22 protein-coding genes, 1 tRNA gene and 1 pseudogene are annotated in these 23,310 nt (G+C 63.1%); 8 read left to right on the top strand and 16 right to left on the bottom strand.

All coding sequences use genetic code 11. The features are described from left to right. From AC1RR3_RS35320 to rplU, 3 genes are all read right to left on the bottom strand, one after another. Entirely contained in the window at nucleotides 1-594 is a 594-nt protein-coding gene (locus AC1RR3_RS35320) for a GNAT family N-acetyltransferase (RefSeq protein ID WP_492829389.1), read from the bottom strand. A 156-nt stretch (nucleotides 595-750) separates the two neighbouring features. Next, a complete protein-coding gene (gene rpmA, locus AC1RR3_RS35315) occupies nucleotides 751-1,020 on the bottom strand; it encodes a 50S ribosomal protein L27 (protein WP_008137923.1) in 270 nt (89 codons plus the stop codon). A gap of 97 nt (nucleotides 1,021-1,117) precedes the next feature. Beyond that, on the bottom strand, nucleotides 1,118-1,510 hold the full coding sequence (gene rplU / locus AC1RR3_RS35310) for a 50S ribosomal protein L21 (RefSeq protein ID WP_492829387.1): 393 nt from the start codon (nucleotides 1,508-1,510) through the stop codon (nucleotides 1,118-1,120). Nucleotides 1,511-1,840: 330 nt separating this feature from the next. On the opposite strand from rplU, the gene AC1RR3_RS35305 reads away from it, so the two are divergent. Beyond that, a complete protein-coding gene (locus tag AC1RR3_RS35305) occupies nucleotides 1,841-2,980 on the top strand; it encodes an ROK family protein (RefSeq protein WP_492829385.1) in 1,140 nt (379 codons plus the stop codon). Nucleotides 2,981-3,367: 387 nt separating this feature from the next. Here the strand turns inward: AC1RR3_RS35305 and AC1RR3_RS35300 are convergent, their stop codons facing one another. Next, nucleotides 3,368-4,231, bottom strand: a complete 864-nt coding sequence (locus tag AC1RR3_RS35300) for an alpha/beta fold hydrolase (protein ID WP_492829383.1) — start codon at nucleotides 4,229-4,231, stop codon at nucleotides 3,368-3,370. A gap of 199 nt (nucleotides 4,232-4,430) precedes the next feature. On the opposite strand from AC1RR3_RS35300, the gene AC1RR3_RS35295 reads away from it, so the two are divergent. Further along, nucleotides 4,431-4,520, top strand: a tRNA-Ser gene (locus tag AC1RR3_RS35295). A gap of 227 nt (nucleotides 4,521-4,747) precedes the next feature. Beyond that, nucleotides 4,748-7,660 carry a class I SAM-dependent DNA methyltransferase gene (locus tag AC1RR3_RS35290; protein WP_492829381.1) on the top strand — a complete coding sequence of 971 codons (2,913 nt, stop codon included), beginning with the start codon at nucleotides 4,748-4,750 and terminating at the stop codon, nucleotides 7,658-7,660. Nucleotides 7,661-7,862: 202 nt separating this feature from the next. Here AC1RR3_RS35290 and AC1RR3_RS35285 read toward each other — a convergent pair whose 3' ends face one another. The 8 genes from AC1RR3_RS35285 to AC1RR3_RS35250 form a co-directional block, all read right to left on the bottom strand. Continuing rightward, complete coding sequence (locus AC1RR3_RS35285) at nucleotides 7,863-8,291, bottom strand: type II toxin-antitoxin system VapC family toxin (RefSeq protein ID WP_492829379.1); 429 nt, start codon at nucleotides 8,289-8,291, stop codon at nucleotides 7,863-7,865. Then, entirely contained in the window at nucleotides 8,288-8,572 is a 285-nt protein-coding gene (locus AC1RR3_RS35280) for a hypothetical protein (protein WP_492829377.1), read from the bottom strand. Before AC1RR3_RS35280 ends, AC1RR3_RS35285 begins: the two co-directional genes overlap by 4 nt. Nucleotides 8,573-8,778: 206 nt before the next feature. Further along, nucleotides 8,779-9,588 carry an ABC transporter ATP-binding protein gene (locus AC1RR3_RS35275; RefSeq protein ID WP_492829376.1) on the bottom strand — a complete coding sequence of 270 codons (810 nt, stop codon included), beginning with the start codon at nucleotides 9,586-9,588 and terminating at the stop codon, nucleotides 8,779-8,781. Next, nucleotides 9,585-10,376, bottom strand: a complete 792-nt coding sequence (rutD, locus tag AC1RR3_RS35270) for a pyrimidine utilization protein D (RefSeq protein WP_492829374.1) — start codon at nucleotides 10,374-10,376, stop codon at nucleotides 9,585-9,587. Before rutD ends, AC1RR3_RS35275 begins: the two co-directional genes overlap by 4 nt. Nucleotides 10,377-10,410: 34 nt before the next feature. Further along, nucleotides 10,411-11,211 carry an ABC transporter permease gene (locus AC1RR3_RS35265; RefSeq protein WP_492829372.1) on the bottom strand — a complete coding sequence of 267 codons (801 nt, stop codon included), beginning with the start codon at nucleotides 11,209-11,211 and terminating at the stop codon, nucleotides 10,411-10,413. Between the two features lies 1 nt (nucleotide 11,212). Beyond that, the gene (gene rutC, locus AC1RR3_RS35260) at nucleotides 11,213-11,599 is read right to left on the bottom strand and encodes a pyrimidine utilization protein C (protein WP_492829370.1); all 387 of its coding nucleotides are present in this window, start codon (nucleotides 11,597-11,599) and stop codon (nucleotides 11,213-11,215) included. Beyond that, nucleotides 11,596-12,336, bottom strand: a complete 741-nt coding sequence (gene rutB, locus AC1RR3_RS35255) for a pyrimidine utilization protein B (RefSeq protein WP_492829368.1) — start codon at nucleotides 12,334-12,336, stop codon at nucleotides 11,596-11,598. The genes rutC and rutB overlap by 4 nt, the downstream gene beginning before the upstream one ends. Continuing rightward, nucleotides 12,336-13,349, bottom strand: a complete 1,014-nt coding sequence (locus AC1RR3_RS35250; RefSeq protein WP_492829366.1) for an ABC transporter substrate-binding protein — start codon at nucleotides 13,347-13,349, stop codon at nucleotides 12,336-12,338. Before AC1RR3_RS35250 ends, rutB begins: the two co-directional genes overlap by 1 nt. A 139-nt stretch (nucleotides 13,350-13,488) precedes the next feature. On the opposite strand from AC1RR3_RS35250, the gene AC1RR3_RS35245 reads away from it, so the two are divergent. The 3 genes and pseudogenes from AC1RR3_RS35245 to AC1RR3_RS35235 all read left to right on the top strand — a co-directional run bounded on the left by AC1RR3_RS35245 (nucleotide 13,489) and on the right by AC1RR3_RS35235 (nucleotide 16,393). Continuing rightward, nucleotides 13,489-14,409 (top strand): LysR family transcriptional regulator, encoded by a 921-nt coding sequence (locus AC1RR3_RS35245; RefSeq protein ID WP_492829364.1) that lies wholly within the window; start codon nucleotides 13,489-13,491, stop codon nucleotides 14,407-14,409. 119 nt (nucleotides 14,410-14,528) lie between these two features. Next, entirely contained in the window at nucleotides 14,529-15,800 is a 1,272-nt protein-coding gene (locus AC1RR3_RS35240; RefSeq protein WP_492829361.1) for a DUF2157 domain-containing protein, read from the top strand. Beyond that, nucleotides 15,797-16,393 (top strand): annotated as a pseudogene (locus tag AC1RR3_RS35235) (GDYXXLXY domain-containing protein). Before AC1RR3_RS35240 ends, AC1RR3_RS35235 begins: the two are co-directional and overlap by 4 nt. Here AC1RR3_RS35235 and AC1RR3_RS35230 read toward each other — a convergent pair. Next, nucleotides 16,390-17,760, bottom strand: coding sequence for an aminotransferase-like domain-containing protein (locus AC1RR3_RS35230; RefSeq protein WP_492829607.1), 1,371 nt, complete (start codon nucleotides 17,758-17,760; stop codon nucleotides 16,390-16,392). The pseudogene AC1RR3_RS35235 and the gene AC1RR3_RS35230 overlap by 4 nt on opposite strands. A gap of 162 nt (nucleotides 17,761-17,922) precedes the next feature. On the opposite strand from AC1RR3_RS35230, the gene AC1RR3_RS35225 reads away from it, so the two are divergent. Then, nucleotides 17,923-18,783 carry a DMT family transporter gene (locus tag AC1RR3_RS35225; RefSeq protein WP_492829359.1) on the top strand — a complete coding sequence of 287 codons (861 nt, stop codon included), beginning with the start codon at nucleotides 17,923-17,925 and terminating at the stop codon, nucleotides 18,781-18,783. Between the two features lie 25 nt (nucleotides 18,784-18,808). On the opposite strand, the gene AC1RR3_RS35220 is transcribed toward AC1RR3_RS35225, so the two are convergent. From AC1RR3_RS35220 to AC1RR3_RS35210, 3 genes are all read right to left on the bottom strand, one after another. After that, nucleotides 18,809-20,023, bottom strand: a complete 1,215-nt coding sequence (locus AC1RR3_RS35220; RefSeq protein WP_492829357.1) for an EAL domain-containing protein — start codon at nucleotides 20,021-20,023, stop codon at nucleotides 18,809-18,811. Nucleotides 20,024-20,305: 282 nt separating this feature from the next. Next, entirely contained in the window at nucleotides 20,306-20,731 is a 426-nt protein-coding gene (locus AC1RR3_RS35215) for a hypothetical protein (RefSeq protein ID WP_492829605.1), read from the bottom strand. A 402-nt stretch (nucleotides 20,732-21,133) separates the two neighbouring features. Further along, entirely contained in the window at nucleotides 21,134-22,297 is a 1,164-nt protein-coding gene (locus AC1RR3_RS35210) for a hypothetical protein (RefSeq protein WP_492829355.1), read from the bottom strand. Nucleotides 22,298-22,638: 341 nt separating this feature from the next. Here AC1RR3_RS35210 and AC1RR3_RS35205 point away from each other — a divergent pair, with 341 nt between their 5' ends. Further along, nucleotides 22,639-23,262, top strand: coding sequence for a helix-turn-helix transcriptional regulator (locus tag AC1RR3_RS35205; RefSeq protein ID WP_492829353.1), 624 nt, complete (start codon nucleotides 22,639-22,641; stop codon nucleotides 23,260-23,262). Nucleotides 23,263-23,310 lie beyond the last annotated feature (48 nt).

Raw genomic sequence — 23,310 nt, 5'->3', positions numbered from 1 at the left:
CTACCTCACGCGCCTTGCACTGCTCCAGCTCTTCAGCGACGACCACACCCCGCGCGAGAGGCGGAAGCAGTCGACCGGCGTCGAGGAGCCGAGCGCCAGGAAACGATGCAGCTGCACGCCGCTCCACTGGAAGCCGCATTTCTCCAGCACGTTGCGCGAGGCCGGGTTGGTGACGCGCGCGCCGGCATGGAGGTGATCGTCCTCGAACTCCTCGAAGAAGAAGTCGATCGCGCCGCGCGCGGCCTCGGTGGCATAACCCCGGCCCCAATGCGCGACGCCGAGCCAGTAGCCGAGTTCGGCATTGCCGGGCGTGGAGCGGTCGATCCCGACCATGCCGACCGGCCCGCAGTCGTGCTCGATCAGGAACACGGTCTCAGCTCCGAGCGCGGCGGTGGCACGGATGAATTCGACGGCGTGGTCCTGCGAATAGGGATGCGGGAGGCGGCGGGTGTTTTCCGCGACGCGGCGGTCGTTGGCGAGGAGGGCAATGGTCCTGACGTCGGCGAGGGTCGGCCGCCGCAAGGTCAGCCGTTCGGTGGCGACGACGCTGGGTCTCGCCTCGGCCAAGGTCACGCTCGAAAAATCCTGCAACATGTCCGGCTCCGCTAGAAGTCACTAAGTCAAAAGTGAGCAAGTCAAACGAAAGGGGAGGCCGGTTTCCCTGCCTCCCCTGGAGCCGTCGATCTTTCGATCTGAAGGACTCCGCCGGTTCGGTCAAGGACCCGGCGGACTCCGAATTTGATCCGCCGTCTATTCAGCCGCCTCTGCGAGCGGAAGCACCGATACGAAGGTGCGGCCGTTGGCTTTGGCCTGGAACGTGACACGACCCTCGATCTTGGCGAACAGAGTGTGGTCCGTGCCCATGCCGACATTAAGGCCGGGATGCCAGGTGGTGCCGCGCTGACGCGCAATGATGTTGCCGGGAATCACAACTTCCCCGCCGAACGCCTTGATACCGAGGCGCTTGCCCTTGGAATCGCGACCGTTGCGCGATGAACCGCCTGCTTTTTTGTGAGCCATGGCTCGTCTCCGAAATCCTGAGTAGGTCTAGATCAATTCCTTGACGGAATCATTTCAAAATCTCTCACGCATCAATTCGTGAATTGGCGTGATCAATTTATGCGGCGTCGGCTTCTTCCTTGGCCGTCTCCTTGACGACCTTCTCCCGCTTCGGACGCGGGCCCTTGGTGGGCTTGGCGCCATCAGTCAGGATCTCGGAGATGCGGAGCACCGTGATCTCGTCGCGGTAGCCGCGCTTGCGGCGCGAATTCTTGCGGCGGCGCTTCTTGAACGCGATGACCTTGGGGCCGCGCTTGTGGTCGAGCACCTCGACCGCAACGGACGCACCAGCGACCATCGGGACGCCCAGGATCGGCGTGTCGCCGCCGAGCACCAGAACTTCATTCAGCTGGATGATCGAGCCGACTTCGCCTTCGATCTTGCCTACTTCGAGAACATCATCCGGCACGACGCGGTATTGCTTGCCGCCGGTTTTGATGACTGCGAACATCGTTTTTTCTCCGTGTTCAATCCCGGCCTCGCGACGGATTGTCGGGGGCCGGCTTTTTGTCAGTCGCTATGGGTTTATGCGAGTTTTGTGCGGGCGGGAGTTATCCCTTTGAAAACCCACGCAAAAACAAGCGGCGCGAGAAACGCCCCGCGCCGGTTGTGGGACTTATAGCCGCCGAGCGCGGAGAGTCAAGGAAAACCGCCGGAAAAGGCCCGGATTTGAAGGATTTGGCCCGGCTCCTGACCTGCGGCCGAATCTCGTTCGGCTTTGCAACCAACGGGTTCCCGGGCGGTTGTCCCCCCGATTTCGCAAGCGGGCAAGGGCACTTTCATGGCAACAGACGAGCTGGTCAAGACGACGACGGGCATCGCCCATCACGGTGCCGAGCGGCTGCCGTCGGTGGACATCGACAGTTTCAACATCGAGATCAAGGACGAGGACGGCTTTCTCGGCGACCGCGCCAGCAAGGGCGCGTTCCGCGAGATTCTCGACCGCTGGCGCAAGCCGCTGCGCAAGAGCGGCGAGGACCCCTTTGGCGATGAGCCGTCGGACGAGATCAGCAAGAAGACGCTGGATGCGATCCTGGTCGGCGACGACACCGAGGCCTCCGCGATCGTGCACAGCGCGATCGAGGATTTCGCCCAGGAGCTCGCCTACGTCACCCGCCGCTTCCTCAAGACCAAGGCCTGGGCCAGGACCGAGCGCATCGTGGTCGGCGGCGGCTTTCGCGACAGCCGGCTCGGCGAGCTCGCGATCGCGCGCACCGCGATCATCCTGAAATCCGAGGATTTCAAGATCGATCTGGTGCCGATCCGGAATCATCCCGATGAAGCCGGTCTGCTCGGCGCGCTGCATCTGGCGCCGTCGTGGATCTTCGAGGCGCATGACAGCATTCTCGCCGTCGACATCGGCGGCACCAACATTCGCTGCGGCCTCGTCGAGACCAGCTGGAAAAAGGCAAAAGACCTGTCGAAGGCCAAGGTCGTGACATCCGAGCTGTGGCGCCACGCCGATGACGAGCCGACGCGCGAAGGCGCGGTGAAGCGGCTCACAAAGATGCTGAAAGGGCTGATCACCGAGGCCGAGAAGGAGGGCTTCAAGCTCGCGCCCTTCATCGGCATCGCCTGTCCCGGCGTGATCAATGCGGACGGCTCGATCGAGAAGGGCGCACAGAATCTTCCGGGCAATTGGGAGAGCAGCAAGTTCAACCTGCCGGCGAGCCTGCTGGAGGGTATTCCGCAGATCGGCGAGCACGACACCGCCATCCTGATGCACAATGACGGCGTGGTTCAGGGCCTCTCCGAGGTGCCGTTCATGCAGGACGTCGACCGCTGGGGTGTGCTGACCATCGGCACCGGCCTTGGCAATGCCCGCTTCACCAACCGTCGCAAGGACAATGGGAAAGACCGGGATTCTACCGAGAACGGGAAGGAAACGAACAAGAAAAAAGGTAAGTCTGACAAGGAGTAACCTTGACTGGTTAGGTTAAGGGACGGATTGCGTTGCGGCGCACAGGGCACACGCTACGGTCGAATCGTCGTCTCACCTGGCCAGCGAAGCCGCCCTTCCTGGCCAGTGTTTCAATGAGCGGCACGGGACCGCCAGTGTTTACCGCGTCTGGCGGTCCCACCCCTGTTTTTCAAGACATCGATGAGGTTCGACGCCCCGCCGCGACGGCGGTGCGCTCCTTCCCCCGCTTGCGGGGGAAGGTCGGGGAGAGGGTGTCTCCGCGCCGGGGTTGTCGAGAATTTGCCGAGTGTCCCTCCGCGGCGAGAGCCCTCACCCGCCGCGCTCTGCGAGCGCGTCGGCCTCTCCCGCAAGCGGGAGAGGCCGAGCAAGCCCACGGACAGTCACGCCTCAGCTCCAGCCAATCCGTGCAAAGAACGCCGCGATCTCCGCGGCCGCGCTGTCAGGATCTTCCCGATGCGGGAAGTGGCCGACATCAGGAAACATCCCAAGATCAAGCGCACTGAACGTCTCGCCCAGCCGGTCGGTCCACGCATAGGGAAACAGCGGATCGTGCTCGGCCCAGCGCACGCAGGTCGGCACAACGATCGACGGCAGTGGCGGCGCCTCGCCCTTCATCATCGCGATACGCCCGGCATGCGCGGCGCGATAATACGCAAAGCCGCCGGCGAGGTTGCCCGGCTTGAAAAAGTTGTCGGCGAAGGCGTCGAGCACATCGTCGAAGGCGTTCTTGCGATGCGCCCAGCCCTTGAGGAAATGACTGACATAGAGCCGGCAGCTCTCGCGGCTGGCGCCGACCAGCGCCGGCGCCATCTCCATCTGGTGAAAGGATTGATACCAGATGTGGTTGAGCCGATCGGGCGCGGCCATGCGCGGCCCGATGCCGGGATAGACGAAATCGAACAAGAACAGCCCGGCGAGCCGCTCCGGCGCCTGCCGGGCCAGCGGCTGCATCACGGCACCCCCGACATCATGGCCGACCACGCCGAATCGCTCGATGCCGAGCTCGTCCATCAGCGCCAGCATGTCGGCGGCATGGCCGTCCGCCCCAAAAGGCCCGTCCGGCTTGTCGCTGTCGCCAAAGCCGCGCAGATCGGGCGCTACAAGCATGAAGCGGTCGGAAAGCCTGGATATCACCGGCTCCCAGGTCAGCCAGAATTCCGGCCAACCATGCAGCAAAAGCAGCGGTTTTCCGCGGCCCGCGCGGACCAGGTGGACATCGGCGCCGTTGGCCGGGATCGTCAGGTGCTCCATGGCGGTTCCTCCCGGCGGCAAGCGTTTTCAACCCAACTGGACCCCAATGCGCCCGGGAAAACGCGTCAAACGAGAATTGAGCTGGTGCGGGGCTGAAAGAGGCGGCGGATTTTCCCCTTTCGCGCCTTGTCTGGCCCGCCATCCTCGCCTATTAACGCCCCCAACCACAGGGGCCCAGCTCCTACATATGGCGCCTTCAGGAGAGGTGGCAGAGTGGTTGAATGCACCGCACTCGAAATGCGGCATAGGTGCAAGCCTATCGGGGGTTCGAATCCCTCCCTCTCCGCCATACCTTGTAACTAACATGCTCTTTTAATTGTGTTTCAAGTCGTAATAGACGCCGCTATTCCTCCGCTGACCCTTCGGAGGATGGGCCTGCTGAACCTGATGTGTCGACGTCGGCTCCAAGGGCGTGGCGACCGAAGTTAATGCAAGGGAGCCGGATCGACCACCTAATGGGGCGGCACATCTCGCTCTCATAGATGCTTGTGCCGAATCTCTGCTAACTCTCACAGGATGACCCCAGACGAATTCATCGACAAATGGCGTAGGGCGGACCGTACCGAGCGGCAGGCCGCGCAAGAGCATTTTTGCGATCTTTGCCGTCTACTCGGGGAGCTCACTCCGAATGAGGCGGCCGATCCAATTGGCTACACCTTTGAAAAGGGCGTCTCAAAGCTCGACGGCTCGGCTGGTTTTGCTGATGTATGGAAGCGGGGGTACTTCGGTTGGGAGTACAAGAAGGACCGCGCAAATCTGGATCGTGCATATCAGCAGCTCCAAAACTATGCCGTAGCGCTTGAGAATCCTCCGCTGCTTGTCGTGTCCGATACGAAACGATTTCGTATCTATACCAATTGGACGAATACCGTTCAAGAGCGGCACGATTTTGCACTTGAGGATTTAGCGCATTCTGGCACTCGTGAACTACTGCGCAACGTCTTCCTCCATCCAGAGCGGCTTCAGCCGACAAAGACGCGCGAAGAGGTCACTAAGGACGTAGCCAAAGATTTCTCGATCATCGCTGAGCGATTGCGTTCAGCAGGCCATGCTCCTGAAAGTGTCGCTCATTTCCTCAACCGCATTGTGTTCTGCTTGTTCGCAGAAGATGTGGACCTGCTTCAAGATGACTTGTTCAAGCGCTTGCTGGAAACATTAGCAAAGCGGCGCGACGAAGTGCCGTCGCGGTCGCAGAAGATGCTCTCTGATCTATTTTCTAGCATGCGTGCTGGGGGCAATTACGGTATCGATCACATATTGCATTTCAATGGCGGTCTATTCGACGCGGATGAAGCATTGCCTCTCGATGCGGACTCTCTTGATCTTCTGCGAGTAATCGCCAAGCAGGATTGGTCGGCCGTCGATCCAACCATCTTAGGTACATTGTTCGAACGTTTGCTCGATCCAGACAAGCGTGCGCAGATTGGAGCCCACTACACCGACCCCCAGAAGATCATGATGATCGTCGAGCCTGTGCTGCTTCGACCCCTGGAGGCCGAATGGGGGGCCTTGAAGGCACAACTCGCGGGCCTTCTCGCGAAGGGACGCGCACGCGACGGTCGCCCTGGCCCCGCTGCTAAATCAAGGGCGGAAGCGCGCCTCGACGTGTTCTTGAAGCGTCTCGATAATATCCGCGTGCTCGATCCGGCGTGTGGCTCAGGCAATTTCCTGTATCTCGCGCTTCAGTCGCTAAAGGATCTAGAGCGGCGCGTGATCGTTGAGGCCGAGGAAATGGGCCTTGCATATCGTGTGGTCCATTGCGGTCCACACAATGTGAAGGGTATCGAAATGAATCCTTATGCCGCGGAGCTTGCGCGCACCTCAATTTGGATCGGCAATATTCAATGGCTGCGGCGGAACGGTTTCGCGGCGCGTAAGGAACCAGTGTTAGAAGACTTGGAGGCTATCGAATGCCGCGATGCCCTTGTCACGAAGAGGGAAGACGGAAGCTACGATGACGCGCTGTGGCCTGACGCGGAGTTTATCATTGGAAATCCACCGTTTCTGGGCGGAAAGCTCTTACGAACAGGTCTCGGGAATAAATACGTCGAAATTCTCTTCCAGGTATTCAAGGGTCGCGTACCCCCGGAAGCTGATCTAGTTTTGTACTGGTTCGAGAAAACGCGAGCAGCGCTAAGCTCAGGCTTTACTCGACGCGCAGGATTGGTAGCCACCAATTCCATTCGCGGTGGTGCCAACCGAAAGATCATTGACCGCATCAACGGCGAAACTCGTATCTTTACGGCTTGGAGTGACGAGGCTTGGGTCGTTGATGGTGCGGCTGTTCGAGTTTCTATCGTTTGTTTTGGTGATGACAGCGCGCTTCGGCAATTGGATGGCAAAACGGTCTCCATCATCAACGCCGACCTAACTGACCATTTGACGAACTTGATGCTGGCTCGGCGACTGGTGGAGAATGCAGATACGGCGTTTATGGGTGATACAAAGGGTGGCCCCTTCGACATACCAGGAAAACTTGCGCGAGAATGGCTAAAGGCACCGTTAAATCCAAATGGACGCCCCAACAGTGACGTATTGAAGCCGTGGGCGAACGGAGCCGAAATCGCGAAGAGGCCTCGGGACTACTGGATTATCGACTTTGGTTGGAAGATTCAGGAATCCGAAGCGGCTCTCTATGAGCTGCCTTTCCAATATGCTGCGGAACGTGTGCGGCCAAAGAAAATCGTGAATCCCCGGCCGTCTTATCGCCTGCGTTGGTGGCAGCATACGGAAGCGCGACAGGGTTTTTGGAAGCGCATGGAGAAATGCAGTCGCTATATTGGTACAGTCCGTCATTCTAAATTTCGCGCATTCAAATGGTTTGATCGTCGGATAGTGCCAGATAGCGCCTTGATCGCAATTGCTCGTGACGACGATACAACGTTCGGAATCTTGCATTCGCGCTATCATGAAGCATGGTCTCTAAGACTCTGTTCGTGGATCGGTGTCGGCAACGACCCGCGCTATACTCCCACCACTACGTTTGAAACATTTCCTTTTCCAGAGGGGCTCACGCCGAATTTCCAGGCCAGCTCGTATGCTGACGACCCTCGGGCCATTGCAATTGCGAATGCCGCACGTACGCTCGATCAGCGGCGCAACAATTGGCTGAACCCCTCAGATCTCGTCGATGTAATTCCCGAAGTCGTGTCGGGCTATCCCGATCGTATGTTGGCAAAAAATGAAGCGGCGGCGGTCGAACTCAAAAAGCGTACTCTTACCAACCTGTACAACGCCTCCCCTCAATGGCTCATAGATGCGCACCGAGAACTGGATGAGGCTGTAGCAGCAGCCTATGGCTGGGTTGCCGACATTTCCGAAGATGACGCGATTGCTGAATTACTAAAAATCAACCTTGTTCGACGCGCTGCGGACGCACAGGACGGCCTAGAGTTGGATGGTGTTGAGTCGGAGATATCTGCCGATTAATCACGGTGGGTTGCCGCACGGCCGTCGCGCTTAGTTTTCTTTAGAATGGCCTAGCATTGGATTTCGTCCGACCTTGCGAAGGGCCGGCGGCAAACTGGCACGTTCCCGCCAATCCATACCCCGCACTGATGCCATCATGCCCCTGTTTTGCCCGACGAGTCAAAAGACACCCGACGTCATTCGAAATCCACCGTCACGACGATCAATGCCCCTCTCCACCGCCCCCAAACGGATTCATCACCTTCGCCCCCAGCCCCGCAACGTCGCGATCGTTCCGCGTCACCAGCGTCAGATCATGCGTCAAGGCGGTTGCCGCGAGCAGGCCATCGATGACCGGGACGGACCTGATGGCGCTGATGCGCCCCCATTGATCGGACACGGCGTTGTCGATGCCGATCACGCGTCCATCGAATGCGGCTTCGACGTCACGCAGCCAGCGTTCGAGCGCAGCCGCCTTGCCCGCGTCCCGCGCGCGAGCGAGCTCGATGCCCTTTCGGATCTCGCCAAGCACGAGCGTGCTCAGGAAGATATCCGCATCGGCAATTGACGCATACCAGGCGGAGACGTGGACGTCGCAACGCGCGCCCTTGCGGAGTTCGGAAATGATGTTGGTGTCGATCAGATAGCTCACAGGTCGACGTCGCGGCCGGGATCAGGGCTGCGATCGAGCTCGATCCCGTCGAGCGGCGCGGACGCGAGCAGCGCCTTCAGGCTGACATGGGACGGCTCGACAAAGCGCTGTCGAAGCAGCGCGCGCGCCTCCGCCTGGCGCGCGGGATCGGACAAGGCCGAAGCCACCCGGCGAACGAGACTCACATCTTCCTTGCGGACATTGACCTCGACCCGCACGAAGCCCTGGCGCTCGCGACGTGCGCGGTGATTGGCGACAGGGGATTTTGATTTGCCGGTCATTGCGCGACCCTTGTTTCCGGAAATGTTACCGGAAATCTAGACGAATGCAAGCGGCGTGGGTTCGCAATTGGGCGGCTTCGACGCGGATTTGGACCCATCATCGTCCGGCGTGCGTCGCCCCTACGTAAGTCATTGATTTTGCAGCTGCCGCCTACTGTGCATGGGGTTGTTTTCGACGTTTTTGTTGTCGGGGCACCGCCCGCTCGTCACACCACCCCCGCCGGCTTCTCCAGATCCGCCCATATCCTCGCAAAATACGCCTGGAACGCCGCATCGGTTCGCAGCCCCGCCGGATCACGTCCCTCCCGCGGCAGCTCGATCACATGCATCGCCCGCACCGTCGCGGGGCGTGCGCTCAGCACCAGCACGCGGTCGGCCATGGCGATGGCTTCGCCGATGTCGTGGGTGACGAGGATGGCGCTCTTGCCGCGCTCGGCGATGATGCGGGAGACGTCGGCCTGCATCAGCAGGCGGGTCTGGAAGTCGAGCGCCGAGAACGGCTCGTCGAGCAGGATCACTTCGGGGTCGAAGGCGAGCGTGCGCATGATGGCGACGCGCTGGCGCATGCCGCCGGAGAGCGCCGCGGGCTTGGCGTGCTCGAAGCCGGCGAGGCCGTAAGCTTTGATCAGCTCCAGCGCGATCTCGCGCGCACGCGGCTTCGGGACTTTACGGACCTCGAGGCCGAGCATGACGTTGTCGAGCACGCTGCGCCACGGCAGCAGCAGATCCTTTTGCAGCATGTAGCCGACATGGCCGGCGGCATCGTCGACGCGGCGCCCCGCCACCTCGACATGGCCGCGGGTCGGCCGCAGCAGGCCGGCAATCGCATTGAACAGCGTGGACTTGCCGCAGCCGGAGGGGCCGACGATCGCCAGCGTCTCGCCGCGGTGCAGCTCAAAGTCCACCTTGCGGATCGCTTCGACGGGCCGCCCGCCGCCATCGAAGGTGACGCCGACATTCTCGGCGCGCAGCACGATCGGCGCGGTCTCAGTGAGGTTCTGCGCGAGCGCATTCATCGGTCCACCTCCTTGCAGAAGTCGAGCAGCGTGTCGTTGAAGATTTTTGGCGTGACCACGCTGAAGGCGTGCGCGCCCCAATCGACCTCGTGCACCCGCGCATCCGGAATCGCGGCGGCGAGCTCGCGGGTGAGATAGGCCGGCACCAGCGCGTCGTCCTTGGCGGAGGACAGCAGTGTCGGCACGTTGATCTCCTTGAGGCGCCTGCCGCCCTCGAACGCCAGGAACATGTCGATACGCTCATTCATCGTCGCGACGGAGGGGAAGTGTTTCAGGATCTTCTCTTCCTCGGCATCGAGATGCGCGATGTTCTCGGAGATCCATTGCGGCGGATAGAGGAACAGCGGCTGCGCCCGCACATAGGCCTGCGGGCCGGACTGGTTGAGCAGCGCTTTCCGGATCTCGAAGCAGCGCCGCAGGAACGGATCGGCGCGGCCCCAGCCGTTGACCACGGTGAGGCTGCGCAGGCGTTTTGGATGACGCAATGCCAGTTCGATGCCGACGATGCCGCCGATGGCGTGGCCGACCACATGCGCGGCATCGACGTTCGCATGGTCGAGCACGCCGGCGATGTCGTCGGCCATGCCGGCGATGCTGCGGCTGCCGCCATCGCTGCGGCCGGTGCCGACGTGATCGTAGAGAATGACCTGGTGACGCGCGGCAAGCGCATCGAGCTGCGGGGCCCAGAACGAGCCGCTGCCGCCCATGCCGGCCGAGAGCAGAACCGGCGTGCCGCGCCCGTGAACTTCGTAATAGATCTCGGTATCCCTGCCGCGTGCAAAAGCCATGACGTCCCAGCGATTGGAGTGATGTGGTTTCGGATCAGGAGAGCAGGCGCCGCTCGATCAGGTCGATCGCGCCATACATCAGCAGCGCCACCACCATCAGCGTGGCGATGCCGACCCAGACCGCGTTGAGGTCGTAGAGCACCCCGGCGTAGTAGATCATGTAGCCAAGGCCCTCCTTGGAGGCGATGTACTCGCCGACGACGGCGCCGATCAGGGCGAAGCCGACATTGAGGCGGAAGGCCGCGACGATCCACGGCATCGCGCCGGGCACGATCACGGTGCGCCAGGTTTTGGCGCGGCTGGCGCCGAGCGAGCGCAGCAGCTTGACCAGATCGGCATCGACCTCCTTGGCGCCCTGCAGCGCCGTGATGACGGCGACGATGAAGGTGATGATCGCCGCGATCGCGATCTTCGAGGAGAGGCCGATGCCGAACCAGACGATGATCAGCGGCGCCAGCGCGATCTTCGGCAGGCCGTTGAGCGCGACGAGATAAGGCCGCAGCACCGCGGCGCCTGTTGGCACCAGCCACAGCGCGAGCCCCGCCGCGCTGCCGAGCACCGTTCCGATCAGGAAGCCGGCAATGGCTTCCCATGCGGTGAGTGCGGCGTCGCGCAGCAGCTCGCCGCTGCCGATCAGCTTGGCGCCCTTGGCGATGATGCCGCTCGGCTGGCCGTAGAGATAAACCGCGATCAGCCCGAAGCGGATCGCAAGCTCCCATGCCGCGAGCAGCGCCACCAGCAGTGCGACCTGGAGCAGCGCGATGCGCAGCGCAGGCGGCAACTTGAAGCGCGCGCCGCCTGTCACCGCGGCCTGGCCGGCATCGAGCACGGCCACCTCAAATCCTCTTGTGCGCGACCGAGGCGATCTCGACGAGGCAGGCGGGCTTCACCAGGCCGCATTGAATGCAGTAGCGCGCCGGCTTCTCGCCCGGAAAATACTCGGCATAGACCTTGTTGACCGCGGCATAGTTGGCCCAGTCGGTGATGAAGATCGAGTTGAAGGTGACGTCCGCGAGGCTCGATCCCGCCGTCTCCAGCACGCGCTTGATGGTTTCCAGGATGTGCCGGGTCTGGCCGGCGGCATCGCCGACATGGACGACGTCGTTGTTGGCATCGAAGGCCAGCGTACCCGACACGTAGATCACGTTGTCGGCCATCATCCCCGGCGAGAACGGGGCGATGGGCGCGGTGGTACCTGCCGGAATGATGGCGCGGTCGGTCATAGCGAGTCCTCCTTGGCTGGAACGGCTTCGGTCTGGGCAAAGGCGCGACGAAAATCGCTCGCACTGGAGACCCAGCCGAAGAATGTCTCGATGTTGAAGATGGAGGCCTTCTGGATGTAGTCGGGCCCGGCCTGATGCGTCGCGTCCTCCAGCATCACGCCGAAATATTCGAGGTGAAAGCCGTCGCGCAGCGTCGACTCCACGCAGACATTGGTGGCGATGCCGCAGAACACGAGATTGCGAATGCCGCGGGCGCGCAGGATGCTGTCGAACTGGCTGTTGAAGAAGCCGCTGTAGCGTGTCTTGGGCACCACGATGTCGCCGGGCTTCGGCTGGAGATCGTCGACCAGCGCGTAGTCCCAGCCGCCCTTGGCGAGCAGTTTGCCTTGCAGCTCGGGCCGCTTGCGCATCGTCTTCAGCGCGTTCGACTTGTGCCAGTTCGGCGAGCCCGGCCCGCCGGCCTCGACATAGTCAGCATCCCAGCCATTCTGGAAGAAGATCACGGGAACGCCGGCGCCGCGTGCGACGCTCACCACATCCTGGATCGCCGTGATCGCAGCCTTGGCGCCGGAGATGTCGAAGCCGGCAAGATCGAGATAGCCGTTCGGCGAGGCATAGGCGTTCTGCATGTCGACGACGACGACCGCAGTCTCGTCGACCGCAAGCCGAAGCGGCTCGGGCCGCGCCGGCAGCGTGACGTAGCGCTGTTCGCGCGCGGGAGAGGTATTTACTGTCATCACACCAGACCGAACTGCTTGGTTGCCTGCTCGGCAAAACGGTTGTCGACCATCTGCGCGTAGGGAAGTACGGCCTGCACCGCGCCACCGCCTTGCTCGAGCTGCATCGCGCGGTCCCATTCGTCCGCCGAAATGGTCGGGTTTCGCGGGATCGCGGTCTTCGAGCCGAAGAAGTTTTTCGTTGCGCTGGCGACGACTGAAGGCGTGACCTTCGGGAAATATTTTTCGGCGACCTCGGTGAAGACGGCGTTGTTCTCGTGCATCAGCTTCTGCGCCTCCGCGATCGCGTTACAGAAACCCTGAACGGCGGTCGGATTGTTTGTGATGGTCTCTTCGGTCGCCATTGCTGTGGTGAAGCAGAGCGATCCCAGCGCATCAGCAAAGGACAGCACGGGGACGAGGCCGAACTGCTCGGCGGCGATGCTGACGTCCCATTCGAAGGCGGTGGCGATGTCGGCGCGGCCGTCCTTCACCGCGGCGGCCTGCGCGCCCGGCGGCAGCTCGAGGAAGGTGACGCCGGCCTCCTTCGGATCGAACTTGCCGATGGTCTTGATCGCGTAGGTCGGCACTTGAATCGTCGAGGACGGAAATTTCAGCGTCGCGATGGTCTTGCCGCGCAGATCCTCGATCGTCCTGATCTTGCTGTCGGGACTGGCGATGCCCCACATCGACACGCCGCCGACGATCTTGGCGATGTTCTTGATCTTGCCGCCCTCGCGCACCGCGTTCACCGACATGCCCGGGCTGGTCACGCCGATCTGGCCGCGCCCCGAGAGCAGGATCGGCATCGGCAGCGCGATGCCGCCGGCGGTGGAGAGATCGGCGTCAAGGCCGTGCTTGGCGAACAGCCCTTTGTCGGCGGCGACATAGAGCGAGTTGTACATGCCGAGCCGCAGCGCCTCGGCGATCGCGACCTTGCTGCCGGCCGCGAAGCTGGGGGTGCTGAGGCCGGCCAGGGGCGCCGTGGCGGCTCCGAGCAGAGAATATTTCACGAGGTCGCGTCTGTTGATCACGTCCCAGTCCTTTGACTTGACAGAACAACGAGTTAGCTCGTCGTCTGCCCAATTGATGGTCATTCCCGGTCTTCGCCCAAAATCCTTGCATTGGAGATTTTCATTAACAATCCGGAATAGAGAGATATATTTATAAGCCATGCTGATAGATCAGCTCGACCTGAAACAGCTCCGTGCCTTCGTCCGCGTCGTCGAGACCGGCAGCTTCAGCGCCGCGGCGCGCGCGCTCGGCATGTCGCAATCCGCCGTCAGCCAGGCGGTGCGCCAGCTCGAGGAAAACCTGCGGCTGCGGCTGCTCGATCGCACCACGCGAAAGCTTCAGCTCAGCAAGGTCGGCGCGGATTTCATGCCGGGCATCCAGCGCCTGCTCGCCGATCTCGATCGCCAGCTCCAGGATCTGCGCGACTTGCGCGAACATCGCCGCGGTCACGTCACCGTCGCCTGCGTGCCCTCGGTGGCGCTGCGGCTGATGCCGCGCGTGCTCGCCGTGTTTCAGCGCGAGCATCCGATGGTCGCGGTGACGCTGAAGGAGATTTCGCGACACCAGATCTTTGCCGCGCTGCGCGGCGGCGATGTCGATCTCGGCATTGCCAACGTGCCCGGCGACGATCCCGAACTCGATGCCTCGCGCCTGCTCGTCGACAATTTTGCGCTGGTGATGCGGCGCGATCATCCGCTCAGCGCGCGCGACGCGGTGAGCTGGGCAGAAGCGTCGAAAGCCGGCCTCGTGGTGATGGCCTCAGGCACCGGCATCCGGCTCGAGATCGAGCGCGGCGTCGCCGAGCTCGGCCAGGGCACGCCGATCCATGAAGCCGAGCATCCCGCGACGCTGCTGGCGCTGGTCGAGGCCGGTGTCGGCGTCGCACCGTTGCCGAGCCTCGCCTGGCCCGAAGCTGATCACCCCGTGCTCACCTGGCGCAAGCTGGTCGATCCCGTGATCGAGCGCGAGCTCTATCTGCTCTGGCGCATCGGCCGCGACCTCTCGCCGGCTGCGCGCGCGCTCCAACGCGGCATTTTGGCGGGCGCGCAGGCGATCCGCGAACAGAAGCTCGCGGGCTGATGCGCAGCAATCGACAAGCCAGTGCCTGCAACCGAAGTGGTGATAAGTTGAACCTGCCAGCGGCGCGGTTCGACCAACAGCATCCCGCCGTCCGGCCGGGAGCCAGGTGATTTACGACGATGTTCGACAAGACCTACCGGCAGCGCCTCGAAGCTGATCTTGCGCAATGGGAAGCCGACGGCGTGATCGCGCCGGCGGCGGCCACCTCTATCCGCAATGCGCCTCCCCCGCTCTCGCCCGGCATCAACATCGCGGTGGTCGTCGCCATCGTCGGCGGCCTCCTGATCGCAGCCGCGTTCCTCGCCTTCGTCGCGGCGCACTGGACCGAAATCGCGCGGCTGATGCGGTTCGCGATCCTGATTGCCGGCATGGTGGTCGCCGGTGGCGTCGGGGCGTGGTTCGCCACGACGGGCCGCGCAATTCTCGCCGACCTCTGCGCCAGCATCGGCGCCATCATCTTTGGCGCCGGCATCGCGCTGGTCGGCCAGATGTACCATCTTGGTGACGACTTTGCCGGCGGCATGCTGCTGTGGTCGATCGGCGCGTTTGCCGCCGCGCTGCTGACCGGCTCGCGCGGCGCGCTCGCGGTCGGCCTCGTCGCCGCCTGCATCTGGACCTGCATGCGCAGTTATGATGCGCCTGATGTCCTGCATCTTCCATTCGTCGTGGTCTGGCTGATCGCCGCCGCCGTCGCGTTCGTCTGGAATTCCCGCGTCGCCGCCCACCTCGTCGCGATCGCGGTGCTGCCCTGGTGGATCGCGACCTCGCTTCGCTTCGACTTCGATGGCGCCCAGCCGTCATTCGTGCTCGCGAATGGCGCGGCCCTGCTGTTCGGCGCCGGACTCGCGATCGCGGCTGCGCCCTCGCCGAGGGCGCAGCGGCTCGGGAGCGTCCTGTCGATCTACGGCGCGTTTTCGCTGGCCATCGTCGCGTTCCTGGAGGTGACAACGGTTGACGACATCATCCGCCTCCGGACCAGCACGGCGTCAGCTCAACCGCTTTGGGCTATCCTGTGCGGGGCTGCGGGTGTGGTCCTCGCGCTCGCGTCCACCGGCATCACCAGGCGCGCAGGTGAAATCCTTGCAGCATGTTCGATCGGGCTCGTCCTGATCGCGGCGCCGATCTGGCCGGCATCCGCGGCCGGAGAGCCCTGGTTCGCCTATGCCGCGCTGCTCTGCGCCATGCTCTGCCTCGTCGTCTCCGGCATGCTCGACGACGTGCGCCCGCGCATCGTTGCCGGCTGGCTCGGGATCGCAGGCGTCATTGCGGGCATCACCTGGGCGGTGAAGGGCTCGCTGCTGCGTCGCTCCGCCTTCCTTGCGGTGGCCGGCATCATTGCGGTCGTCTTTGCCACCGCGCTCAATCGCATGCTGCCGAGGGCTGAGCGATGATCGAATCCATCACAAGGCTCTGGCAACGCGTCCCGAAAGCCGTGCTGTTCGGCGTCGCCGTCCTGCTTCAATGCGCGCTGCTGGTCCTGATGGTCGCTGACCGCATGCAGATCCTGCGCGAAGGCCGCGAGGTGACCTTGCAGACCCAGCCGGTTGATCCCCGCGATCTCCTGCGCGGCGATTACGTGGTGCTCCGCTACGACATTTCGCAGGTGCCGGCAGGCGCGCTTGCGGGCAAGACCGCTGAAACGCGCAATCCTATCGTGTTCGTCAAGCTCGCACCCAATGCCAACGGCCTTTACGAGGCCGTCTCGGTCTCCGCCGAGCCAGTCGCGGTCGCCGCACCCGAAATCCTGATCCGCGGCCGCGTCAGCTACTCCTGCGGGTCGACCAGCCGCACCTTCTGCGACAAGATCCAGATCAAATAGGGTCTCGAAAGCTATTTCGTGCCCGAAGGCGAGGGCAGGAAGCTCGAGCAGGCGCGCAACCAGCAGAAGCTGCGTGTCGTCGCCGCTGTGCTCCCCTCAGGCCGCGCCGCCATCAAGCGGCTGCTGCTCGACGGCGAGCCGGTGTATGAGGAGCCGTTGTATTAGCGGCCGGTCGATTTCGCCTTCAACGCCCGTCGCAGCACGTCCCACATCCGCGGTTCGCTCATGTGCGCCACGTTGAATCGCATGAAGCTCGACGCCGTTTGCGACACGCTGAACACGTTGCCGGGTGCGAGCACGACATCCTCCTCGAGCGCGGCCCGCGCGACGGCTGTCGCGTCCTGTCCGCCCGCGAGGCGGCACCAGAGGAAGAAGCCGCCGCGCGGCATCAGCCACGGTTCGATGCCCAGCGCCTGAAGTTTACGCGCGATGTCGCGCCGCGTGCGCGTAAGTCTCTGTCTGAGCTCGTCCATGTGCTTGCGATAGCTGCCGCCGGCCAGGACCCCGGTTATGATTTCGGTCGCAACCGGGCTCGAGCCCCCAAAGCTGGTCGCGACCTGGAGGTCGACAAGATGCTCGATCCAGTCAGCGCGCCCGGCGATGTAGCCGCAGCGCACAGAGGCCGAGAGTGTCTTGGAGAAGCTGCCGATACGGATCACGCGGGTGAGGCCATCGAGCGCCGCGAGGCGCGGCGAGCGCTCTGGTTCGAAGTCACCAAAAATATCGTCCTCGATGATTGTGAGGTCGTGTGCAGCCGCAGTAGTCAAAAGCCGGTGTGCGGTCTGAAGCGAGAGCGTTGCGCCGGTCGGGTTGTGCAGCGCTGAATTGGTGATGTAGAGCCGCGGACGTTCGGCTGCGAGGATCTGCTCGAAGCGGGCGACATCGGGGCCTGACGGCGTGTAGGGCACGCTGACGATCCTGGCCTGATGCGCCCGCAGCAGCGCGCGGAAATTGAAATAGCAGGGATCGTCCACCAGCACCGTGTCGCCGGGACGGAGCAGGAAGCGGCAGATCAGATCGGTCGCCTGCGTGCCCGAACCGGTCAACATCAGCTGATTGATCGAGGCTTCGATCTCATCTTCCGCGAGGCGCGTCAGCAGCAGCCGGCGTAGAGCGAGGGAGCCTGACGTCGAACCGTAATTGGTCAGCACACTGGCTTCAGTCCGGGCCAACGCGCGTGTGGCACGGCGCAGCGCCGCTTCCGGCATCCACTCCGGTGGCAGCCAGCCGCAGCCGGGTTTTGGCACGGCATCATCCGTGTCGAGCGATTGCCTGGAGACCCAGAACGGATCGACTGCGCGGTCGCGGCGCGGTTCGGCCTCGGTCAATGCCAGCGGCGGCGTGACCGCCGGCGAGACATAGAAGCCCGAGCCGCGGCGGGCGCGGATCAGACCTTCGGCGGCGAGGCGATCATAGGCTTCGACAACGGTGGAGGGCGAAACGCCCATCGTGGTTGCGAGGCTGCGGATCGACGGCAAACGGTCGCCGGCGCCAAGCGCCCGACCAGCGATCTTGGTGCGGATCGCAGTCATCACATCCACGGTCCGCGTTCCGCCGCGACCTCTTGTCTGCGCCTCGCCATCCAAGTGTATGACCTTCCATACCCATACAGATTTGCCAGATTGTATTGGATTGTCTCTGGCTTTGCCACCGGCGAGTGCCGATTATCGTCGTTCAAAAAAGGTAAGGCGGAAATGCAGTCTGCGGGCACTGGCTGGGGCAACGGGCTTCTCGGCGTCATCATCTTCAGCGGCTCTTTGCCGGCGACGCGCGTGGCGATCGGCGGATTCTCCGCGCTGTTCCTGACGTCCGCACGTGCCGTCATCGCGGCGCTGATCGGCGTGGCCGTGCTCGGGTTGCTTCGCCAGGCGCGGCCCGAGCGAAAGGATCTCGTTTCGCTGACCATCGTCTCCATCGGCGTCGTGGTTGGCTTCCCCTTGCTGACCGCGCTCGCGCTCCAGCACGTCACTTCCGCGCATTCGATCGTCTTCATCGGCTTGCTGCCGCTGTCGACCGCGATCTTCGCCGTGCTGCGCGGGGGCGAGCGGCCGCGGCCGTTGTTCTGGCTGTTCGCTGTCCTCGGCAGCACGACGGTGGCGGGCTTTGCCCTGTCCAACGATGGCTCGGCCTCGCTCACCGGCGACCTCCTGATGGTCGCCGCGATCGTGCTGTGCGGGCTCGGCTATGCCGAGGGTGCCGCGCTGTCGCGCCGTCTCGGCGGCTGGCAGGTGATCTCCTGGGCGCTGCTGCTGGCGCTGCCGCTGATGATTCCGGTCGCGATCTGGACATGGCCGCCGACCTGGAGCGGCGTCAGCGTGCCCGCCTGGATCGGGCTCGCTTACGTCTCGATCTTCAGCATGTTCGTCGGCTTCATCTTCTGGTACCGCGGGCTCGCCATTGGCGGCATCGCCCGCGTCGGCCAATTGCAGCAGCTCCAGCCGTTCTTCGGCCTCGCGCTCGCCGGCTTCCTGCTGCACGAGCCCGTCGCATGGAGCATGATCGCCGCGACCGCACTCGTGGTCGTCTGCGTCTTCTTCGCGCGGCGGTTTGCCTGAGGCCTTTTTGTTCAGGCTTTGCGCCTCACACCTGCCCCATCACCGTCTGCGTCAGCGTGCTCCTTGCGAATTTCTTCAGCGGCATCGGCTTTCCGAACAGAAAGCCCTGGACCAGGTCGAAGCCGAGCTCGTTGGCGGCGACGAGGTCGGCGCGGCTCTCGACGCCTTCGGCGATCGCGCGCGCGCCATAGCCCTGCGCGAGCTCGACGATGTGACGGCACACCGTGCGCTTGAGGCGGTCACTGCCACTGCCGGTGACGAAGTGCCGGTCGGCCTTCAGCTTGATGAAGGGGATCCTGTCGAGATCCATCAGCGACGGCCAGTTGGCGCCGAGATTGTCGATCGACAGGCCGATATTGTGCAAGCGCATCTCGCGGGCGACCTCCGTCAGGACATCGAGATCGCGGATCGCCTCTTCGCTGTCGACCTCGATCGTCAGTCCGCCGAAGGCCGGATGCGTCGGCACCCGGCGGCAGAGATCGCGCACGGCCTGCGGCTCCTTCAGATACGACGCCGGCAAATTGATCGAGAGGTCGACCTGGCTCTGCCGCTCCAGCAGATAATGCCAGTCCTGCACGGCGCGCTCGATCACGAATTCCGAGAGGTCGCGGAAGTGCGGATCGTGCGCTTCGGGAATGAAATAGGCGGGCGGCACCACGCCCCAGGTCGGATGCCGCATCCGCACCAGCGCTTCGGCGCCGCTGCGGATCAGCGTCTTCGCGTCGATCTTGGGCTGGTACCAGAGCTCGAGCCAGCCGGCATGCAGGGCTTCGCCGACATGCACGGCCGGGCTCGGCGCCGGCTCGTCCGGCAGCAGCATCGCGACGCGCTCGCGCAGCGTCTCCGCGGCGAAGGGCGTGGTCAGCGGCGGCAGCATCACAAGGCCATATTCCTCGCCGACCTGCTGGACCGCCCGGACGATGATCGACTCGCGGGCGCCGACGGCCAGAACCTTGCCGTCGAAAGCCTCGCGCACCAAGATCTCCAGAAATTTCCCGGGCTCGATGCCGTCGGCGGCGATGCCGAGCAGGATCAGGTCCGGCAACTCGTTGGCCAGCATCGCTTGCAGCTCGTCCGCGCTGCCGCATTCGCTGGTGACGAAGCCGAGATCCTCCAGCACCTCGCTCATGAAGGCGCGCAGATGGCGCTTGCTGTCGGCCACGCAGGCGCGCGGTGTCACTTTTCGCCGTCCGAAGGTTTTGGGCCTTCGTCCGGCGAGCTCAACAATCTCATCATTCATCGCAAACCACTCCCATTCCGCGACCGGTGTTAGCGATGGGAGCAGTTTCAAATATGGAGGGCTTCAGTCGATCGTTGAATTATCTGGGTAACGTTAAAGCCCGCACCATGTCTAAAATTGTCCGGATCTCAGTGAAGAAGTTTTTACGTCTGCCCGGGCGTTGCGCGCGGCCGTGAGGCAATCATGCGAGATTTCCGCGATGCACGTCTTTCGTCGAGCGCGCGCAGTGTCCTGCAATTGGACGAAGCCTTTCGCGCTTCGCCCAATTGGATAACCGCTGCCTCAATTGCTTGTGGCCTTCTCGTGTTGGGCCATGCCGACCGCCTTGTAGTCATAGGTCGGATAGAACTCTGTGCGGTAGGGTCCCCACGCGCTGTCTTCGATGACGCGATTGACTTCGCGCAGCCGCGAGGCCGGCAGACGCAGCGTGATCACCTGGCCGATGCCCATCATCACGTACCAGCTGACCACCTCGACACCGGGCGGCGGGAAGGATTTGTAGTAGCCCTGCTTATCGAGCTGTGCATTCAGCTCGTTCAACGGGCGGGACTGGTCGTGCTTGAAGAAGACGGTGAGCAGCACTGCGTTGTCGGCGGTCGGAGCGGCATTGCTCTGCGGCGGCGAGGTCTGTGCCATCGTCGTCGATGTGAGCGCCAGCGCGCTCGCAAGCAACGCGACCATCGTCATTGTCCTTCGGTTTGATCTCATCGCGGATTCCTTCCCAATGCTCATGCGATGGATCTGAGAATAGGAGAGAGGTGCAGCGCCGAAGAACTCATTTTCGCGCAATGCGGGCATGTTCCGCGTTCGCTCGTGACGGTTCTGCGACAATGCGCGCGGGCGTGGCGGCGCGAGTGTGAAGCACATCACATGTGCATTGCTGCAGCCGCGCTATTGCTGCGTATAGCCGGTGGTGGGCTGTCGAGGATTACAGCTATGTCGATGCGGCGAATGATGTATTGGTGGTTCAGATTCGTGCTGTCAGGCCGATTTCTCGATCGTTTCCTGTGCCTGCCGCGCTAGCCGCGCGCCTTGTTTTTTGAGCACGATCTTGCCGGAAAACCGCTGCACACTTGGCGCTAACGCGGCCCTTCGGGTCTGGATCGTGCTCTAGGTCTGCCCGATCAATTTGCGAAACGCCGCCGCGCCATCCTGCACAACGTCACGTCCCTTCCAGGCCAAGTAGGACAGTTTGCCTCCGAGCGTGTCGTGGCTGCGCAGCCGGCGCGAGCCGAGGATGTGGCCGACATTGGAGGGGAAGCGGCTGACCTCCGCAGACACCAGCGCCGCGATTGCGTCCATCAATTGCTGGAGGCGAATGCCCCATTCGCAATGTTCGATGCCGTCAATGCGGACCTTGAGCGCATATTCGGTGTCGTAGATATCGGCGAGCAGGTCGCGGGCAACCAGCACCCGGTTGTGCCGGAGTGCGATCCGCAAGGCGAGGCGCTTGTCGTCGAGCCGGTCGAGCACCATGGGCACGACGCAGGCATAGGGCGTGGCGGCGACATCGGTCGCGCTCTTGCTCGCGGCGGCCTTGGTGGCAAGGCGCACCAATTCCCAGGACGTTTTCAGCCGCCGCGCCACCAGCGCCAGCGCGAAGGGAAGTGCGTCGGGATGAGATTTCCTGAAGGCGTCGAGCTGTGCGGTGATCTGGGCAACCCGGCCGTCGTCGAATTTTGCGATCTTCTCGGGCAGCTTTTCGTTGAACTTCGGCAGCGCGTCGCCGGCGCGCAGCACCTGCTGCATCTTCCTGACATCGTCGAAGGCCGTCCGCGAGGCGGTGTATTGCGCGAGCTTGCCGCGCGCGAGCTCGGCGCTCTCGGCCGAGGCCATCGTGTTCTCGAGCACCTTGATGACCTTGGTCTGGAAGATCGCCGCGGTCTTCAGCAATTCCTTCGGATTGTTGGCGGCGGCCTGATCGTTGATCGCCTTGATGTAGTCGCGCGCCATGGTTGGCAGCATGTCGCGGCAGATCCATTCCCAGATCGGGGTGAGCGTGTTGCGCGAGATCCGCCCCGCGTTGGGATGCTCGGGCGCGCCGTCGATCAGAAGCAGCTCGAGCGGTGCGAAGAAATAGCGTGAGGGGTTGGTGGCGCGTGCCTGGGTCGATCCGTCCTTGCGAAACTCGGCGCGAAGCCTGGCCTGGACGCTGGCCGAGCCCGGCATGTCGATGCCGCACAGCTCGAGCCGCTCAAGCTCGCTGAGCAGACAGCTGCGCGACAGCGGCGTCAGCTTTTGCAAGAACTCCGATAGCTGGTCGATCTCGTTCATGGCACGCAATCTTCCGCAACGATTCCAGCAGGCCTAACCGGCCCAATGCATGGAGGCATTTGCGCGCTCTCAGTCGTGATCTAGAAAAGCAAGTCGCCGTTAATTTATCCGTAAAATCCGGGGCCATGGGCGCGTGGCCGGAAGACGGCGGTTAAACAGGCCTTGGCCCGTTTGCCCAGGATCTGGGCAAAATCCTCAACCCTTGCGTGGTCGAGATCAGCCTCGCGCAAGCATAAATTGTGCCGGTGTCGGCATTTTAGCGCAAAACCGCCAAAATCACCGTAGTCATACGGAGCAAAAAGTTAACCACAGTTCGGCCCCGGTTCCGCTAAACAGGTCACATGGGGTCACAGAATGATACGGCCACCGATTCGCGGCCGTCGGAATGGTTCGAAAGCAGCACTGCTCCAGCTGAAGAGCTCGATTTCGTCCGCCTGAATGCCGCCCGCGCCAAGGCTGCCGACGAAATGGCCGCCGCCATCGCCCGCGAGCTCAACGGCCCCCTGACCGCGCTCCTGCTCTACATGGGCGAGATCAAGCACCACAGCGATCAGCTCGCGCCTGTTACCGGCGACCGCGTCTATTTGCAGCGGGTGGTCGAGAATGCGCTGGCACAGACCGAGCGCGTTTGTGGCCTGGTCAAGCAGCTTGCCGGTGCTCACAAGGGTGGCTTGCCGATTCCGTCCGGGACCGAGGACGCCGAATTGAGGGCTGCCCGCGTGCCGCCGCCGCAACGCGTGCCGAGCGCCGAGCTGCTGGGCCTGTCGGGCCAGAAGCGGCTGACCAAGCGCGAACGCGAGGTGCTCCGGCTGATCAGCGAGGGTTATTCGAACAAGCAGGGGGCGCTGCGGATGCAGATCAGTCCGCGCACGTTCGAGAGCCATCGTGCCGAGGCGATGCGCAAGCTCGGCGCCCGCAACACCGCGGACCTCGTCCGCGCAGCGCTGCTGCATTCGATCGACTGAGATTCTTGTCTTGGGGCGCCGAGGGGGGGGGGGGGACAAAAAAAAAAA

It is taken from the genome of Bradyrhizobium sp. GW821-FHT13H05 (assembly GCF_058804065.1).
This window is presented reverse-complemented; position numbering and strand designations above follow the sequence as displayed.